This window comes from Maribacter polysaccharolyticus, assembly GCF_028882255.1.
In the GTDB taxonomy this organism is placed as follows: domain Bacteria; phylum Bacteroidota; class Bacteroidia; order Flavobacteriales; family Flavobacteriaceae; genus Maribacter_A; species Maribacter_A polysaccharolyticus.
In genome coordinates, this window is sequence record NZ_JARBUY010000003.1 from 189,220 (window position 1) to 204,890 (window position 15,671).

14 protein-coding genes are annotated in these 15,671 nt (G+C 42.7%); 9 read left to right on the forward strand and 5 right to left on the reverse strand.

Annotated features, from left to right (window positions below):
- The first annotated feature begins 390 nt into the window (after nt 1–390).
- Genes PHU20_RS10445 through trhO form a run of 3 tightly spaced genes read left to right on the forward strand, consistent with a single transcriptional unit; the run spans nt 391 to nt 2,948 of the window.
- Nucleotides 391–1,632, forward strand: coding sequence for a peptidase U32 family protein (locus PHU20_RS10445; RefSeq protein ID WP_274825315.1), 1,242 nt, complete (start codon nt 391–393; stop codon nt 1,630–1,632).
- Complete coding sequence (locus tag PHU20_RS10450) at nt 1,632–1,862, forward strand: ferredoxin (protein WP_274825316.1); 231 nt, start codon at nt 1,632–1,634, stop codon at nt 1,860–1,862. Before PHU20_RS10445 ends, PHU20_RS10450 begins: the two co-directional genes overlap by 1 nt.
- Before the next feature lie 54 nt (nt 1,863–1,916).
- A complete protein-coding gene (gene trhO / locus PHU20_RS10455; RefSeq protein ID WP_274825317.1) occupies nt 1,917–2,948 on the forward strand; it encodes an oxygen-dependent tRNA uridine(34) hydroxylase TrhO in 1,032 nt (343 codons plus the stop codon).
- Between the two features lie 2 nt (nt 2,949–2,950).
- On the opposite strand, the gene PHU20_RS10460 is transcribed toward trhO, so the two are convergent.
- On the reverse strand, nt 2,951–4,120 hold the full coding sequence (locus PHU20_RS10460; RefSeq protein ID WP_274825318.1) for an MFS transporter: 1,170 nt from the start codon (nt 4,118–4,120) through the stop codon (nt 2,951–2,953).
- A 173-nt stretch (nt 4,121–4,293) separates the two neighbouring features.
- Between PHU20_RS10460 and PHU20_RS10465 the strand changes: the two genes are divergently transcribed.
- From PHU20_RS10465 to PHU20_RS10490, 6 genes are all read left to right on the forward strand, one after another.
- Entirely contained in the window at nt 4,294–5,451 is a 1,158-nt protein-coding gene (locus tag PHU20_RS10465) for a PSP1 domain-containing protein (RefSeq protein ID WP_274825319.1), read from the forward strand.
- Nucleotides 5,451–5,936 carry a gliding motility lipoprotein GldH gene (locus tag PHU20_RS10470; RefSeq protein WP_274825320.1) on the forward strand — a complete coding sequence of 162 codons (486 nt, stop codon included), beginning with the start codon at nt 5,451–5,453 and terminating at the stop codon, nt 5,934–5,936. Before PHU20_RS10465 ends, PHU20_RS10470 begins: the two co-directional genes overlap by 1 nt.
- Nucleotides 5,929–8,286, forward strand: a complete 2,358-nt coding sequence (locus PHU20_RS10475) for a penicillin-binding protein 1A (protein ID WP_274825321.1) — start codon at nt 5,929–5,931, stop codon at nt 8,284–8,286. The genes PHU20_RS10470 and PHU20_RS10475 overlap by 8 nt, the downstream gene beginning before the upstream one ends.
- A gap of 133 nt (nt 8,287–8,419) precedes the next feature.
- On the forward strand, nt 8,420–9,121 hold the full coding sequence (locus PHU20_RS10480; RefSeq protein ID WP_274825322.1) for a CoA transferase subunit A: 702 nt from the start codon (nt 8,420–8,422) through the stop codon (nt 9,119–9,121).
- 403 nt (nt 9,122–9,524) lie between these two features.
- Nucleotides 9,525–10,178 carry a CoA transferase subunit B gene (locus PHU20_RS10485; RefSeq protein WP_274825323.1) on the forward strand — a complete coding sequence of 218 codons (654 nt, stop codon included), beginning with the start codon at nt 9,525–9,527 and terminating at the stop codon, nt 10,176–10,178.
- Nucleotides 10,179–10,512: 334 nt separating this feature from the next.
- Nucleotides 10,513–11,037 (forward strand): GNAT family N-acetyltransferase, encoded by a 525-nt coding sequence (locus tag PHU20_RS10490; protein WP_274825324.1) that lies wholly within the window; start codon nt 10,513–10,515, stop codon nt 11,035–11,037.
- 199 nt (nt 11,038–11,236) lie between these two features.
- Here the strand turns inward: PHU20_RS10490 and PHU20_RS10495 are convergent, their stop codons facing one another.
- The 4 genes from PHU20_RS10495 to PHU20_RS10510 form a co-directional block, all read right to left on the reverse strand.
- Nucleotides 11,237–11,701, reverse strand: coding sequence for a very short patch repair endonuclease (locus PHU20_RS10495; protein WP_274825325.1), 465 nt, complete (start codon nt 11,699–11,701; stop codon nt 11,237–11,239).
- A gap of 70 nt (nt 11,702–11,771) precedes the next feature.
- On the reverse strand, nt 11,772–12,521 hold the full coding sequence (locus PHU20_RS10500) for a succinate dehydrogenase/fumarate reductase iron-sulfur subunit (RefSeq protein WP_274825326.1): 750 nt from the start codon (nt 12,519–12,521) through the stop codon (nt 11,772–11,774).
- 80 nt (nt 12,522–12,601) lie between these two features.
- Nucleotides 12,602–14,617 (reverse strand): fumarate reductase/succinate dehydrogenase flavoprotein subunit, encoded by a 2,016-nt coding sequence (locus tag PHU20_RS10505; RefSeq protein ID WP_274825327.1) that lies wholly within the window; start codon nt 14,615–14,617, stop codon nt 12,602–12,604.
- 12 nt (nt 14,618–14,629) lie between these two features.
- The gene (locus PHU20_RS10510) at nt 14,630–15,307 is read right to left on the reverse strand and encodes a succinate dehydrogenase cytochrome b subunit (protein WP_274825328.1); all 678 of its coding nucleotides are present in this window, start codon (nt 15,305–15,307) and stop codon (nt 14,630–14,632) included.
- Nucleotides 15,308–15,671 lie beyond the last annotated feature (364 nt).

Below are 15,671 nucleotides of genomic sequence, written 5' to 3' on the forward strand. Positions count from 1 at the left end.
AAACGAAAAAACTAGGGTGACCGAATCAAGGGTCCTGAACTTTCAGGATCCTTTTTTTTGTATGGATTTTATATCGGTCCATTGGGAAGGTGCCGCTGAAACCGATAAGTAGCCTAAATCTTTCGGTATGGGCATACTTATTTTTTTGGTTTGTCGGGGGATACTTAACACCGGTTTCGGGTCGATGGCTTACCCATTGGGGCGTAAGGCGAACCTTTAGATCAAACCATTTTTCACCAAATGCTTCACTTTTTTACCCCCAACAGCCATAAATCGGGCAAATATCCACAGAACTATTGTACTACAGCCCTTATTCTTAGGTGGGTAGAATGGTGGTATGCCTTTAAAATGTATCTTTGCAGTCCAAAAAAAATATAGCACCTTGTACTTATGACAAGAAATGGAAATATAGAGCTTATGGCCCCTGCCGGGAATTTCGAATCCTTGCAAGCGGCGATCGATAATGGTGCCGATTCGGTGTATTTCGGCGTGGAGCAATTGAACATGAGGGCTCGGGCAACGATCAATTTTACGTTGGAAGACCTTCCGGAGATCACCCGTCGATGTGGCCAAAAGAACATCAGGACCTATCTTACCCTTAACACGATCATTTACGATCATGACCTATCGATCATAAAAACAGTTCTGGATACGGCGAAAAAAGCCGGTATCACGGCGGTTATTGCCATGGATCAAGCGGTAATCGCTTATGCCAGGCAAATACAGATGGAAGTACATATTTCTACCCAAATCAATATCACCAATATTGAGGCAGTAAAGTTTTATTCATTATTTGCGGATACGGTGGTCCTTAGTAGGGAGTTAAGTCTACGACAGATCAAGAATATCTGTGGTCAAATAGAAAAAGAAGGGGTTAAAGGCCCTTCAGGGAATTTGGTGGAAGTTGAGGTTTTTGGCCATGGGGCTTTGTGCATGGCGGTTTCGGGTAAATGTTACCTAAGTCTACATTCCCATAATTCATCGGCCAATAGAGGGGCCTGTAAACAAAATTGCCGAAAAAAATATACGGTGATCGATCAAGAAAGCGGGTTCGAGATCGAGTTGGACAATGAATATATGATGTCGCCCAAAGACCTTTGCACCATTGATTTTTTAGATCAGATCATCGATGCAGGGGTTAAAGTACTAAAGATAGAAGGCAGGGGTAGGGCTCCGGAATATGTGGCTACGGTCATAAAAACCTATAGGGAGGCGATTGATGCTTATGCCGAAGGAACGTTTAGCCGGGAAAAGATAGCCCTTTGGATGGAAGCCCTCGAAAAAGTCTATAATCGCGGATTTTGGGGAGGTTATTATTTGGGGCAGAAACTTGGGGAATGGAGCGACGGCCCCGGTACCCAGGCTACCCAGAAGAAAGTATATGTAGGTAAGGGCGTTCATTATTACCCCAAACCCGGTATCGGGGAATTCAAAATAGAGGCCTACGATATCAAGGTTGGCGACACCCTGTTAATTACAGGGCCGACTACGGGGGTCCAAGAATTGCAATTGGACCAAATGATGGTCGATGACCTTCAAACGGAGACGGCCGAAAAAGGGGATAACTGTACTTTTCCAACAGGTTTCAAGATTCGACCATCGGACAAATTGTATAAAATAGTCAAGGAATAATGGTTGTAGTTACCCTGCAGCGGAAAAAATGCATAGGTTGTAATTATTGTGTGGAGTTGGCCCCTGAGCAATTCCAGATGTCGAAAAAAGATGGGAAAAGCGTGCTTTTGAGATCTACCGACAAAAAAGGGTTCTTTACCCTCAAATCCCATGACAATGCCATTTATGAACCCTGCAAACAGGCCCAATTGGCATGCCCGGTAAAGATAATCAGCACCAAAATACGTTAGGATTATCCTATATTTGCCCAAGAAACCATTCTTTAACTTAACGATAGGTATAGCATGCAACTGTACAATACATTAAGTGCAAAGGAAAGGGAAACCCTTATTGAACAGGCCGGACAGGACCGTCTGACCATTTCCTTTTACCAATATGCACACATAGGAAATCCTTCTATATTCAGGAACCACTTGTTCATTCATTGGAACGAACTCGACGTCCTTGGGCGTATTTACGTGGCCCATGAAGGTATAAATGCCCAACTGTCGGTGCCGGCAGGGAATTTCGAGGCATTTAAGGCCCATCTCGATAGTATTTCTTTTTTAAAGGATGTCCGTTTGAACATCGCGATAGAACAGGACAATAAATCGTTCTTGAAATTGAAGGTCAAGGTCAGGAAAAAGATCTTAGCCGATGGGTTGAACGATGCAACTTTCGATGTCACCGATAAAGGGGTACACGTAAATGCCGAAAAGTTCAATGAACTTATTGAAGATCCCGATACGATCTTGGTCGATATGCGCAATCATTACGAAAGTGAAATAGGCCATTTTAAAAATGCCATAACCCCCGATGTAGACACTTTTCGCGATTCCCTCGATATTATCGAAAAGGATTTGGAAGCCTTTAAGGAAGATAAAAACCTAGTGATGTACTGTACAGGGGGTATCCGTTGCGAGAAAGCAAGCGCCTATTACAAACACAAGGGTTTTAAAAAGGTATTTCAGTTAGAGGGGGGTATTATCGAATATGCCAGGCAGGCCAGCGAACAGAATTTAGAGAACAAGTTCATCGGAAAGAACTTTGTTTTCGACCATCGAAGGGGGGAGCGAATATCCGAGGACGTTATTGCACATTGCCATCAATGTGGTGCACCTTGCGATACCCATGTCAATTGTGCCAATGAGGCCTGTCACTTGTTGTTCATCCAATGTGAGGATTGTGCCCAAAAAATGGATGATTGCTGTTCGGAAGCTTGTAAAGAGATCCATGCCTTGCCCTATGAAGCGCAAAAAAGGCTTCGAAAAGGGAAAACGGTGAGTAATAAGATCTTTAAAAAAGGGAGGTCAGAAGTACTGAAGTATAAAAAATAGGTTCAAATCTTTTTGTCGCCAAATACCAAATGGACCATTAACAAGGTAAGTGATAGGGCAAGACCTAGGACCGATACACCTGTCCATTGGTAATGTTGCCATGCCAAGGCTCCTAAAATCGTTCCAAGGGCACCTCCCCCAAAAAATAGTACCATATAAACGGTATTTATGCGATTTCGGGCATTTTCGTTTTTGGAGAATATGATGTTTTGGTTGGCGATATGAAGCGATTGTTGCCCGAGGTCTATCAAAATAATACCGAATATAATGCCGATTATGGAATGATGGGAAAATAGAAAGACCGTCCATGAGAGCATAAAGAGGGAAGTCGCCGTAATAATAATCCGGTTTTTACCCATCCTATCGCTTAACTTTCCGACGACAGACGCTGCCAATGCCCCAACAACACCTACCAGTCCAAAAGTACCGGTAACACCACTTCCATAACCGAAATTATCTTCCATTAGGAAAACCAAGGTGGTCCAAAATGCACTTAAACCTGCAAATGATAGTCCGCCACGTACCGCAGCCAAACGTAAAGACGGTTCTGCTTTAAAGAAATGAACCAACGACGTCATCAAATTTTTATAATTTCCTTTAAATGCCGGGGTAACTTGTGGTAATTTTAATTTTAGCACGATAAAGAGAAAAAGCATCATGAAGGAAGCCACCAAATACATGGTGCGCCAACCAAATTGTTCGCCAATGAATCCACTGATGACCCGGCTTGCCAAAATGCCGATCAGCAGTCCGCTCATGACGATCCCTATCGCACGCCCCCTGTTTTGGGGATTCGATAATTGTGCGGCCATAGGCACAAATAATTGGGGTAAGGCAGAGGTACACCCGATAAAAAAACTGGCAACGACAAGAAACCAGAGCGAGGTGGAGAAAACCGCTGCCAACAATGATATGATCATAAGGGTGAAATCGATTTTCAATATTTTCCGATTGGAAACCATATCCCCAAGGGGAACCACAAAGAGCAATCCCATTGCATAACCCAATTGTGTGGCCAATGCCACATTGCTCACGGCCGATTCGGTAACCCCGAAACTTTCAGAGATCAAATGGAGTAAAGGCTGGTTGTAATATAGGTTGGCAACGATCATGCCTGCCGAAAGGCTCATAAGGTAAAGAAGGGTGTCGCTCAGCCCTTTTTGTTTTTCCATAGTACCGTAATCCTATTTTATGAACTTTGTCGAAATGGGGACAAAGGAACGAAGATCCTGGGTAAGTTGAGATAACTTTTTAGCACATTAAAATTTTAGTACCTTTACGGATAAGATTAATATGAACCTTTTCCCGAAAAGGCATAGGATTTTTCGGGGTCAAGATATAAAATATGGGTTGTAACAGTTGTTCAACCGGTAAGGACGGACAACCAAAAGGCTGCAAGAACAACGGAACTTGTGGTACCGATGGCTGTAATAAATTAACGGTATTTGATTGGCTTTCCAACATGTCACTTCCAAATGGCGAAAAACCATTTGACATTGTTGAAGTCCGATTTAAAAATAGCAGAAAGGAATTCTTCAGAAATTCAGAGAATCTAACGCTTTCAATTGGCGATATTGTAGCTACACAGGCGCAATCGGGTCATGATATTGGCATTGTTACCCTTACGGGCGAACTTGTCCGGGTGCAGATGAAGAAGAAAAAGGTACGTTTGGATTCCGATGATATCACAAAAATATACCGAAAGGCCACCCAAAAAGACATCGACATTTGGCAAAAGGCAAGAGACCGGGAGGAAGAAATAAAAAAACGTTCCCGTGAGATTGCCATTATCTTGAAATTGCAGATGAAAATCTCGGATGTGGAGTTTCAGGGCGATGGTTCTAAGGCCACATTTTATTATACGGCCGAGGATCGTGTCGATTTTCGCCAGTTGATCAAGGATATGGCAAAGGCTTTTGGCATCCGTATAGAGATGCGCCAAATAGGATATCGCCAAGAAGCACAACGTTTGGGGGGTATTGGTTCCTGTGGCAGGGAATTGTGCTGTTCAACGTGGTTGACTGATTTCAGATCGGTCAGTACCTCTGCGGCACGTTACCAACAACTGTCGTTAAACCCCCAGAAATTAGCGGGTCAATGCGGTAAATTGAAGTGTTGTCTCAATTATGAGCTTGATCTTTATTTAGACGCCTTAAAGGATTTTCCTTCCCAGGATACCAGACTGTATACCGAGAAAGGAATGGCTTTTTGCCAAAAATCCGATATTTTCAAATCCAAACTTTGGTTCTCTTATAAAGAAGATCCATCCAATTGGCATATGCTTTCCAAAGAGCAGGTCATAGAGATCATCGGTAAGAACAAAAAGAAAGAAAAGGTGGCCAGTCTTGAGGAATATGCCGTGGATAATGTCGTGGAGGAAAAGGTGGTTTTTGAAAATGTCGTAGGCCAAGATAGCCTGACCCGTTTCGATAGGCCAAAACGGAGCAAGAATAGGAATAAGAACAAGAGAAGGAGAAATAACAGAAAAAAAACGTCAAAATAATGCTTAGGAGTGTATTGGCATTGGTAGGGGTTGTTTTTGTGGTTTCCTGTAACACTTCGATCGAAAAGACGGAATTCAGGTCCACCGATAATGGGTTCTGGAACAAGGACAGCATAATGGAGTTTAATTTTTCGGGTATGGATACGATCCATAAACACCATATGTTCATCAATATACGTAATGATAATACGTTTCCCTACAGTAACCTTTTTCTTATAGCCGCATTGGAATATCCCGATGGTGCCATGGTCACCGATACCTTGGAATATATCATGGCCCAACCAGACGGTACATGGCTGGGACATGGGTATGGTAGCCTTAAGGAAAATAAATTATGGTATAAGGAAAACATCGTTTTTCCTTCTTCCGGCGTATATACCTTACGCATATCCCAAGCAATGCGAAAGAATGGTAATGCCGATGGGATACTAAATTTGGAAGGTATTACCGATGTCGGATTTGAAATAGTAAAAAGCAATGATTAAAAAAATGGTGAAGGCCAAAAAGAAAACGACCCCAAAGGGCTATGTAAAGTACATCAAATGGTTCTGGATTTTGTTCGCAATGGGTGTCCTTTCCGGGGTAATGTTGTTTTTATTGGCCTCTTGGGGTGTTTTTGGTGACATGCCGCCTTATGAGCACTTGGAGAATCCACAGACCAATTTGGCCTCCGAAATATTTTCTTCAGACGGTAAAACGTTGGGTAAGTTCTATTTGGACGATAACCGGACCCCCATCAAATATGAGGATTTACCCCAAAATTTGGTCGATGCTTTAGTGGCTACTGAAGATGCACGGTTTTATGAGCATTCGGGCATTGATGCCAGGGGAACCTTAAGGGCTTTCGCTTATTTGGGTAAAAAAGGGGGGGCCAGTACCATTTCCCAACAGTTGGCACGTCAATTGTTTATCGGGGTCAGGGAAAAGAAAAAGACCCAGGCCATACTACAAAAAGTAAAGGAATGGGTTTTGGCGACCCGCCTGGAAAGACAGTATACCAAAGATGAGATCATTGCGATGTATCTGAATATTTACGATTTTGGTTATGCTGCCGATGGTATACGTTCGGCTTCCAAAATTTATTTTGGGAAAGAACCCATCGACCTTAAAATAGAGGAATCGGCCATGCTGGTCGGTATGTTGAAGAACTCATCGTATTACAATCCCTTAAGACGTAAGGAACTGGTCTTTAATAGGAGAAATACGGTTTTGTCTCAAATGGCGAAATACGGGTATATTACCGAAAGGGAAAAAGATTCGTTGCAGGCCTTGGAAATGCAGGTCCATTTCAATCCGGAAAATCACCGGGAAGGCTTGGCGACCTATTTTAGGATGTATCTACAGGGTTTTATGAACGATTGGATCAAAAAGAATCCGAAACCGGCCGTTGAAGGGGAGCGGGATAAATGGAGTCTTTATTTAGACGGATTAAAGATCTATACAACCATCGATTCCCGGATGCAGGCCAATGCAGAAGATGCGGTGGAGGAACACATGAAAAAATTACAGGCGGAATTTTTCCATCAAAATACCCCGGATCGAAATAAGACAGCCCCTTTCTTGGATTTGGAAAAGGAAGAAATAGACAACATATTGGAACGGGCCATGAAGAATTCCGATCGTTGGCGCCAAATGAAAAAAGAAGGCAAATCGGAAAAGGACATACGTAGTTCCTTTACTCAAAAGACCGAAATGACCGTCTTTGATTGGAATAGTGAGTCCCACGAGAAAGATACCATTATGACGCCTATGGATTCCATTCGGTATTACAAATCGTTCCTGAGAACCGCCATGATGTCGATGGAACCCCAAACAGGCCATGTCAAGGCTTGGGTAGGCGGAGTGGATTACAGGCATTTTCAATATGATAATGTATATCAAGGAACCCGCCAGGCCGGTTCTACCTTCAAACCTTTTGTGTATGCGGCTGCGATCGATCAGTTAAGGTTATCGCCCTGTTACGAATTACCGGACACACAATATTGTATTGAAGCGAATAAACATGGAAACCCCGAGCCATGGTGCCCTAAAAATTCCTCTGGCAAATATTCCGGGGAAATGTATACGTTGAAAAGGGGCTTGGCCAATTCAAAGAATAGTATTACGGCCCAATTGATAGATAGGGTCGGCCCTAAATCGGTGGTTACGATAGCGAAGAACCTTGGAATTACCGGGGATATTCCTGAAGTACCTTCGATTGCTTTGGGAACACATGATATCAACGTATATCAAATGGTTGGGGCCTATGGGGCATTTGCCAACCAAGGGGTATATGTAAAGCCTGTAATGGTCACGCGTATCGAAGATAAGAACGGTACGGTATTGTATGAGTATGTTCCCGAAACAAAGGACGTCTTAAGCAAGGAGGTGGCCTATGCCATGGTCAATTTAATGGAGGGGGTCACCGAAGGGGGTTCAGGTACCCGGTTGCGCACTTCCGGAGTGAATAAATGGAAGCGCGAGTACGATGAAATAATTACCGGCTATCCCTACGAATTCACGAATCCAATTGCCGGTAAGACGGGAACGACCCAGAACAATAGTGATGGCTGGTTTATGGGAATGGTGCCCAATTTGGTTACCGGGGTTTGGGTCGGAGGTGATGACCGTTCCATACATTTTAAAACGATTACCTATGGCCAAGGGGCTTCCATGGCATTGCCGATTTGGGGGCTATATATGAAAAAGAACTATGCCAATAAGGATTTGGGGGTTTCGGATGGGGAATTTACCGCACCGGAGGAAATGTCCATCAACTTGGATTGTTCCAAACTGGGCGAGGAAGTTGAAAATAAAATAATTATCGAGGATGATTTAGAGGATATCGAATTCTGATTTCCAAGTCGTTTTTTGATCATAAACTCTTAAAATGCCCTTAACTTTCACCGTAAAGTAAGGGCATTTTCTATTTAAAATCTTATTTTAGTAGGGATGGATCCTTTCAGTTCATCCAATAGCAGGACGAGTTATGATACCAAAAACAGTAAATAACGTTCAAGAGGCCCTTAAAGGGGTGAAGGATGGAATGACCCTTATGCTCGGTGGTTTCGGTTTATGTGGTATTCCGGAAAATGCCATTGCCGAATTGGTACGTTTGGGCGTCTCCGATCTTTGTTGTATTTCCAACAATGCGGGGGTCGATGATTTTGGGTTGGGCCTACTGCTCCAAAAAAGGCAGATACGGAAAATGATATCCTCTTATGTGGGGGAAAATGATGAATTCGAACGTCAGATGTTGAGCGGCGAACTCGAAGTGGAGTTGACCCCCCAAGGTACCTTGGCCGAAAAATGTAGGGCGGCACAAGCCGGTTTTCCGGCTTTTTATACCCCTGCGGGGTTTGGGACAGAGGTGGCCATTGGTAAGGAAACCCGGGATTTCAACGGTAAGATGTATGTGTTGGAAGCGGCTTTCAAAGCTGATTTTTCATTCGTAAAGGCATGGAAAGGGGATGAAGCGGGGAACTTGATCTTTAAAGGTACTGCGCGTAATTTCAACCCTTGTATGTGCGGTGCGGCAACGATAACGGTGGCTGAAGTGGAGGAATTGGTTCCCGCTGGATCCTTGGACCCGAATGGGATACATATTCCCGGAATCTTTGTACAGCGTATTTTTCAAGGGAAGGATTACGAAAAGCGGATCGAGCAATTAACTACCAGAAGTAGAATTTGATGATGGGAGGATTCGAAAATGGGAATTGATGGTAAAAACTTAATTGTTGATGTAACATTAGGTCCTTAATTCACAGTATTGGATTTTCGGAATTGATTCGGGACGGATTAAGTTTGAATTGGTTTTGTAGGTTATAAGAAGTGGGGCTTCGATAGGGGCAAATACGGGAGGCCTAAAATGCGGAGGGTAGAGCCGATTTCGTTCATAAATCCAATGGGCGGTCAAAAAGGCGGATGAGGTTTGATTTTGGTTGCAACTTTGTGAAAATCCCCTTTTGATCCCGGTCCTAATGAAAGAGTTTTGTGAAAATTTGGATTCCATAATTAGGATTGTCCCAACAAGTGTACGGTAAGGGTAGATCAAGGTCATATTCAACTGATGATGCAACTTTCAAAATGAATTTATGTTAGATAAAAACGGAATCGCAAAACGTATTGCTAAGGAAGTTAAGGACGGGTACTATGTCAATCTGGGGATTGGGATACCTACTTTGGTGGCCAATTTTGTGCAGGACGATATCAATGTGGAATTCCAAAGTGAAAATGGGGTTTTGGGTATGGGGCCGTTTCCATTTGAGGGGGAGGAGGATGCAGATATCATCAACGCCGGTAAACAGACCATTACCACTTTGCCAGGGGCTTCTTTTTTCGACTCTGCGACAAGTTTTGCCATGATCCGTGGAAAACATATAGATTTAACCATTTTGGGCGCCATGGAGGTCTCTGAAAATGGGGATATCGCCAATTGGAAAATACCGGGGAAAATGGTGAAGGGGATGGGAGGTGCGATGGATCTGGTGGCATCAGCGGAGCATATCATCGTGGCTATGATGCATACCAATAAGGCGGGCGAATCCAAATTATTGAAACAATGTACCTTGCCATTGACGGGGGTGGCTTGTGTAAAAAAAATAGTAACCAATATGGCCGTACTTGAAATTGTCGACAAGGGGTTCAAACTTTTGGAGCGGGCCCCAGGAGTATCGGTCGAGGCGATAAAAAAGGCCACAAGTGGAAAATTGATCGTTGAGGGTTTTATACCTGAAATGGAAATTTAAGACGAATATTCAGGTTGTTCATCGATTAAATTTAAAATTTCATTTTTTTACAACGTTTTTAGGGCAATTCACAACAATTATTTAGGCAATTTCGGCGTTTTGGATTATATTTAAAACGTAGAAATTAAAATAGTATTTATCCCCAAACCTATAGTAATATGGATGCCCAAATTAATCACCCTTCAAACGAAAATGAGATTTTAGTTTACAAAAATGATTTTTACCATGGAATGCTTTTGTTGTTAAAAAAGTTATTTATGATTTAACATTTATAGAATTGAATTTCGAAAAAAAAGCCCCGTGATCCGGGGCTTTTTTTTTAAGACAAATTAGTATGGGGCTTGTATCTAGGAAATGTACTTTGAAAGATCTGGAAGAACTAAGGCGTATTTCATTAACCACTTTTGAACAGGCATTTCAAAAGGACAACAATCCAACGGATTTTGAACATTACATTGAAGAAGCGTTTAGTAAGCGGAAATTGGGGGAGGAACTTAACAACCCGGAATCTTCCTTTTATTTCACGTATTCCAAAGAGGGGCTTGTCGGATATTTTAAATTGAATACCAACGGTGCCCAAACAGATTTATGGTATGAGGACTATATAGAGCTGGAGAGAATCTATTTGCTCAATGATTTTCAGGGTAAGGGCTATGGGGAATCCATTTTGCATACAGTGAAGCAAATCGCCTTAAAAGCGCAAAAGGATCATCTGTGGTTGGGGGTGTGGAAAAAGAATACCCGGGCTATTGCATTTTATGAACGAAATGGATTTTCTACGTTCGGGGAGCATGCGTACTATATCGGAGGGGACAAACAAATGGATTGGCTTATGCGATATGGGTTGAAAAAACCATAGACGAACTTTATTTTATAGGGCAGGGCTTGTTTCGTTCCTACGCCAATTTACGGGTCTCTAGATGGGTAATCTACAGTTCGGGTTATTTTAACAGGGCTTATTTGAAAGAATGGGCAAACTGGGAGGTTGGTCCTTAGTTATGGGTGTAAAGGCCACGTATGACTTTAAAAATGCATTTTAAAGGGGTTGTTTTGTTGGGTCAGCGTTGTAAATGGTCCAGTACCTGTTGTAAACATCCCTCCAAATCCACTTTTATTTGCTTATCCCAGAATCGGAATACGGTGTAACCCAATTTTTTTAGTTCGGTGTTTACCTCTTTATCCCGTTGCATGTTGCGTTCGATTTTGGCAATCCAAAAGGCTTTGTTTGATTTTAGTTTACCCTTTCTTTCTTCCCAATGGTACCCATGCCAAAACTCTCCATCGATAAATACAACGGTTTTGTATCGATTGAGTACAATGTCGGGCCGACCTATCAGTTTTTTGGAATCGATGCGGTAACGATAGCCCGAAGCCCAAAGGGCCTTGCGAAATGCCAGTTCGGGTTTGGTGTTCTTCCCACGGATCTTTCCCATGATCTTAGAGCGTTCAGGCGTCGTGTAAAAACCCGATTCTTCATTGAATCGTGGAACTTTTATACGCTCTTCCGGATAGTTTTTGGACATATCCAAAAATAAAAAAATCCCAACCGAAACCGGCTGGGATTTTAATTTTATAGTTAATTAGGTAGTGTGTTTAGAATTTTAACAGGCTGGCCTTGAATAACTCCCTGTTCATACGGGCGATGTTCTCCAAAGTAATTCCCTTAGGACATTCCACTTCACAAGCACCGGTATTCGTACAGTTCCCAAATCCTTCCAAATCCATTTGGGCTACCATGTTCCTAACCCGGTCTGCAGCTTCTACTTTACCTTGTGGCAAGAGTGCGAATTGGGATACTTTGGCTCCGACGAATAACATGGCTGAGGAGTTTTTACAACTGGCGACACAGGCACCACAACCTATACAGGCGGCAGCATCCATGGCCTCATCGGCGGCATGTTTTGAAATCGGTGTGGCGTTGGCATCTTGGGTATTTCCTGAAGTATTTACCGAGATATAGCCTCCCGCTTGTTGTATACGTTCAAAAGCAGTTCTGTCGACCACTAAATCCTTGATTACGGGAAATGCCTTGGCTCTCCATGGTTCAATGGTAATGGTGTCCCCATCCTTGAACATTCTCATGTGCAATTGGCAGGTGGTAATACCTCTATCGGGACCATGGGCTTCACCATTTATATGTAAAGAACACATCCCACAGATACCTTCACGACAATCGTGGTCAAAGGCAATAGGTTCTTCTCCGGAATTTACAAGCTGTTCATTCAAAACATCCATCATTTCCAAGAACGACATGTGTTCGGAAATATCAGACACTTTGTAATCGACCATCTTACCTTTATCCTGTGGTCCTTTTTGTCTCCAAATTTTAAGCGTTAGATTCATCCTATATGGGTATTAAGCAATATGATTGATGTTATCGGCAGGTTGTTGTCATCATCGTCCCCTACCATAAAAACATATTACTATTTATAACTACGTTGTTTTAATTCAATATCCTTAAATTCCAATTCCTCTTTATGTAATACGGCATCGGCAGGTTCTCCTTTGTATTCCCAGGCAGAGACGAAGGCATAATCCTTATCATTACGTTTGGCTTCCCCTTTTTGTTCCCCCTCCAATTCTACGGATTCTTCGCGGAAGTGACCTCCACAGGATTCCGCACGTACGAGGGCATCTTTAGCGAATAATTCACCCAACTCCAAGAAATCCGCTACACGACCGGCTTTTTCCAATTCGGGGTTCATTTCATTTGCTGACCCAGGAACTTTGACATCTTTCCAGAATTCTTCACGAATCTGTTTAATTTCGGCCATGGCCTCTTTTAAACCTTTTTCGTTTCGAGACATTCCAACTTTGTCCCACATTACCTTACCTAAACGTTTGTGGAAGTGGTCTACGGATTTTGTCCCTTTGTTATTGATAAAGAAATCGATTTTATCCTTCACTTCCTTTTCAACCTCGTCAAACTCCTTGGTATCCGTTGGGATGGCTCCGGTTCGGATATCATCGGCCAAATAATCACCGATAGTATAAGGCAATACAAAATAACCATCGGCCAAACCTTGCATCAATGCAGAAGCTCCCAATCGGTTGGCACCGTGATCGGAGAAGTTGGCCTCCCCGATACAGTAAAGACCGGGAACGGTGGTCATTAAATTATAATCAACCCATATACCACCCATGGTATAGTGGGTAGCCGGATAAATCATCATTGGGGTCTTGTATGGATTCTCATCTACGATTTTCTCGTACATTTGGAAAAGGTTACCATACTTGGCCTCTATAACAGCTTCACCCAATTTGGTTATCTTTTCTTTGGAAGCATTGGCAATACCCTGTATTTTAGCTTGTTCCTTGCCATAACGCTCTATGGCGGCAGCAAAATCAAGATACACGGCCTCCCCGGTGGCATTGACACCGTAACCGGCGTCACAACGTTCTTTTGCGGCTCTTGACGCAACATCACGAGGCACTAGGTTACCGAATGCAGGATATCTTCTTTCCAAGTAATAATCCCTATTTTCTTCAGCGATTTCCGTTGGTTTTAATTTGCCTTCTTGAATAGCCTTGGCATCTTCTTTCTTGGCAGGAACCCAAATTCTACCATCATTACGCAATGATTCGGACATTAACGTTAACTTGGATTGGTAGTCGCCAGAACGTGGAATACACGTTGGGTGGATTTGCGTAAAACAAGGATTGGCGAAAAACGCCCCTTTTTTATGTATTTTCCATGCTGCCGTTGCATTGGATCCCATGGCGTTGGTCGAAAGGAAATAAACATTACCATAACCACCGGTGGCAATAACCACGGCATGTGCGGAATGGCGCTCAATCTCACCGGTAATCAAGTTACGGGCTATAATTCCACGGGCTTTTCCATCTATTTTTACAACATCCAACATTTCATGGCGGTTGTACATATCTATTTTCCCACGTGCAATTTGACGGTTCATGGCCGAATAACAACCTAGCAACAATTGTTGGCCGGTTTGTCCTTTGGCATAAAAGGTCCTTGATACCAATACACCACCAAACGAACGGTTGTCCAACAATCCGCCATAATCACGTGCAAAAGGAACTCCTTGGGCAACACATTGGTCAATGATATTGGAAGAAACCTCTGCCAAACGATAAACATTCGCTTCACGGGAACGATAGTCACCACCTTTTACGGTGTCATAGAACAGCCGATACACCGAGTCACCATCGCCCATATAGTTTTTAGCGGCATTAATACCACCTTGGGCTGCAATGGAATGTGCTCTACGAGGGGAATCTTGGTAAGCGAATGCTTTTACATTGTATCCCAACTCTGCCAAGGTAGCTGCGGCAGATCCTCCTGCCAATCCGGTACCAACCACAATAATGTCTATGTGACGTTTGTTCGCAGGGTTTACAAGATTTATTTTATCCTTGTAGGTAGTCCACTTGTCTTTTATTGGCCCTTCGGGCACTTTTGGGTCTAGTACAGACATAGGTAAATGGTATTAATGGTTAAAATGATGGAAGAGGGCAACAACTATAAATCCTAATGGGATTAGGATTGAATATGCCTTGCCAATATTTTTCATTGCTTTTGTTCTTCCCATAGTTGCCCCAACGGATTGGAATGCAGAGGTAAAACCGTGTAATAAATGTAAGGCCAATAAAATAAAGGCAACTACATAGGCGCCTACCCTGATCGGACTTACGAATTTATGTTGTAGTTCTTCAAAATATCGGAATCCTTCCCCATCAGCCAAAAGGCCAGACATATCGCCCTGAACATATTTGGTGTTCAATTCGGGAATCCAGAAATCGATGAAGTGAAGTATGAGAAAGGCCAATATGACCAATCCACTGTAAACCATGTTTCGACTCATCCAAGAAGAATTCGCAGCGCCATTGTTCCTGACGTATTTGATGTTCCTTGCGGCCTTGTTCTTCTGCTCAAGAACGAATCCCATTACAAAGTGGAAGACCACACCGAAAATCAATACGGGTTGAAGCCCGAATTGTATCAAAGGATTGGTGCCCATGAAGTGCGATAGCTCATTGAACAGATCGGCACTGAATACAGATGTAATGTTAACCGCTAAATGGATGACTAAAAAAATAATTAGGAAAAAAGCAGAAAGTGCCATGGCAAACTTCCTACCAATCGAAGATGTAAAGTACCCGCTCATTGGATGTTGATTTTGAGGTTCAAATTTACGTTACTGTTGCATTATGACCAAGTTTTAAAGTACTTATATAGTCTTATTTAGATTCATTTTAAGCACCATAATAATCTGTTTAAATAATTACGTTTAAAAACCATATTTCGGCAAATGGCGTTAAACAACAATCGGATATACATGCACCGTATTTTAGATATTATAGGCGTTGATTGTGAGGAGTATCCATGAAATCGAGTCTGCATTTACGGTGCGATCTTTGCGAAGGGAGGTTCGTGATCGTCTTTAAGGTGTTATGGAAAGCGGCCATAGATCGAATAATTCTTTACACAATTAGCACTATTCCGAATTTTAACCGATATTACCTTCAAAT

Excerpts from the sequence above, each read along its gene's own strand:
- PHU20_RS10445 (WP_274825315.1), top strand. The coding sequence starts at position 391 with ATGACAAGAAATGGAAATATAGAGCTTATGGCCCCTGCCGGGAATTTC.
- PHU20_RS10450 (WP_274825316.1), top strand. The coding sequence starts at position 1,632 with ATGGTTGTAGTTACCCTGCAGCGGAAAAAATGCATAGGTTGTAATTAT.
- trhO (WP_274825317.1), top strand. The coding sequence starts at position 1,917 with ATGCAACTGTACAATACATTAAGTGCAAAGGAAAGGGAAACCCTTATT.
- PHU20_RS10460 (WP_274825318.1), bottom strand. The coding sequence starts at position 4,120 with ATGGAAAAACAAAAAGGGCTGAGCGACACCCTTCTTTACCTTATGAGC.
- PHU20_RS10465 (WP_274825319.1), top strand. The coding sequence starts at position 4,294 with ATGGGTTGTAACAGTTGTTCAACCGGTAAGGACGGACAACCAAAAGGC.
- PHU20_RS10470 (WP_274825320.1), top strand. The coding sequence starts at position 5,451 with ATGCTTAGGAGTGTATTGGCATTGGTAGGGGTTGTTTTTGTGGTTTCC.
- PHU20_RS10475 (WP_274825321.1), top strand. The coding sequence starts at position 5,929 with ATGATTAAAAAAATGGTGAAGGCCAAAAAGAAAACGACCCCAAAGGGC.
- PHU20_RS10480 (WP_274825322.1), top strand. The coding sequence starts at position 8,420 with ATGATACCAAAAACAGTAAATAACGTTCAAGAGGCCCTTAAAGGGGTG.
- PHU20_RS10485 (WP_274825323.1), top strand. The coding sequence starts at position 9,525 with ATGTTAGATAAAAACGGAATCGCAAAACGTATTGCTAAGGAAGTTAAG.
- PHU20_RS10490 (WP_274825324.1), top strand. The coding sequence starts at position 10,513 with ATGGGGCTTGTATCTAGGAAATGTACTTTGAAAGATCTGGAAGAACTA.
- PHU20_RS10495 (WP_274825325.1), bottom strand. The coding sequence starts at position 11,701 with ATGTCCAAAAACTATCCGGAAGAGCGTATAAAAGTTCCACGATTCAAT.
- PHU20_RS10500 (WP_274825326.1), bottom strand. The coding sequence starts at position 12,521 with ATGAATCTAACGCTTAAAATTTGGAGACAAAAAGGACCACAGGATAAA.
- PHU20_RS10505 (WP_274825327.1), bottom strand. The coding sequence starts at position 14,617 with ATGTCTGTACTAGACCCAAAAGTGCCCGAAGGGCCAATAAAAGACAAG.
- PHU20_RS10510 (WP_274825328.1), bottom strand. The coding sequence starts at position 15,307 with ATGAGCGGGTACTTTACATCTTCGATTGGTAGGAAGTTTGCCATGGCA.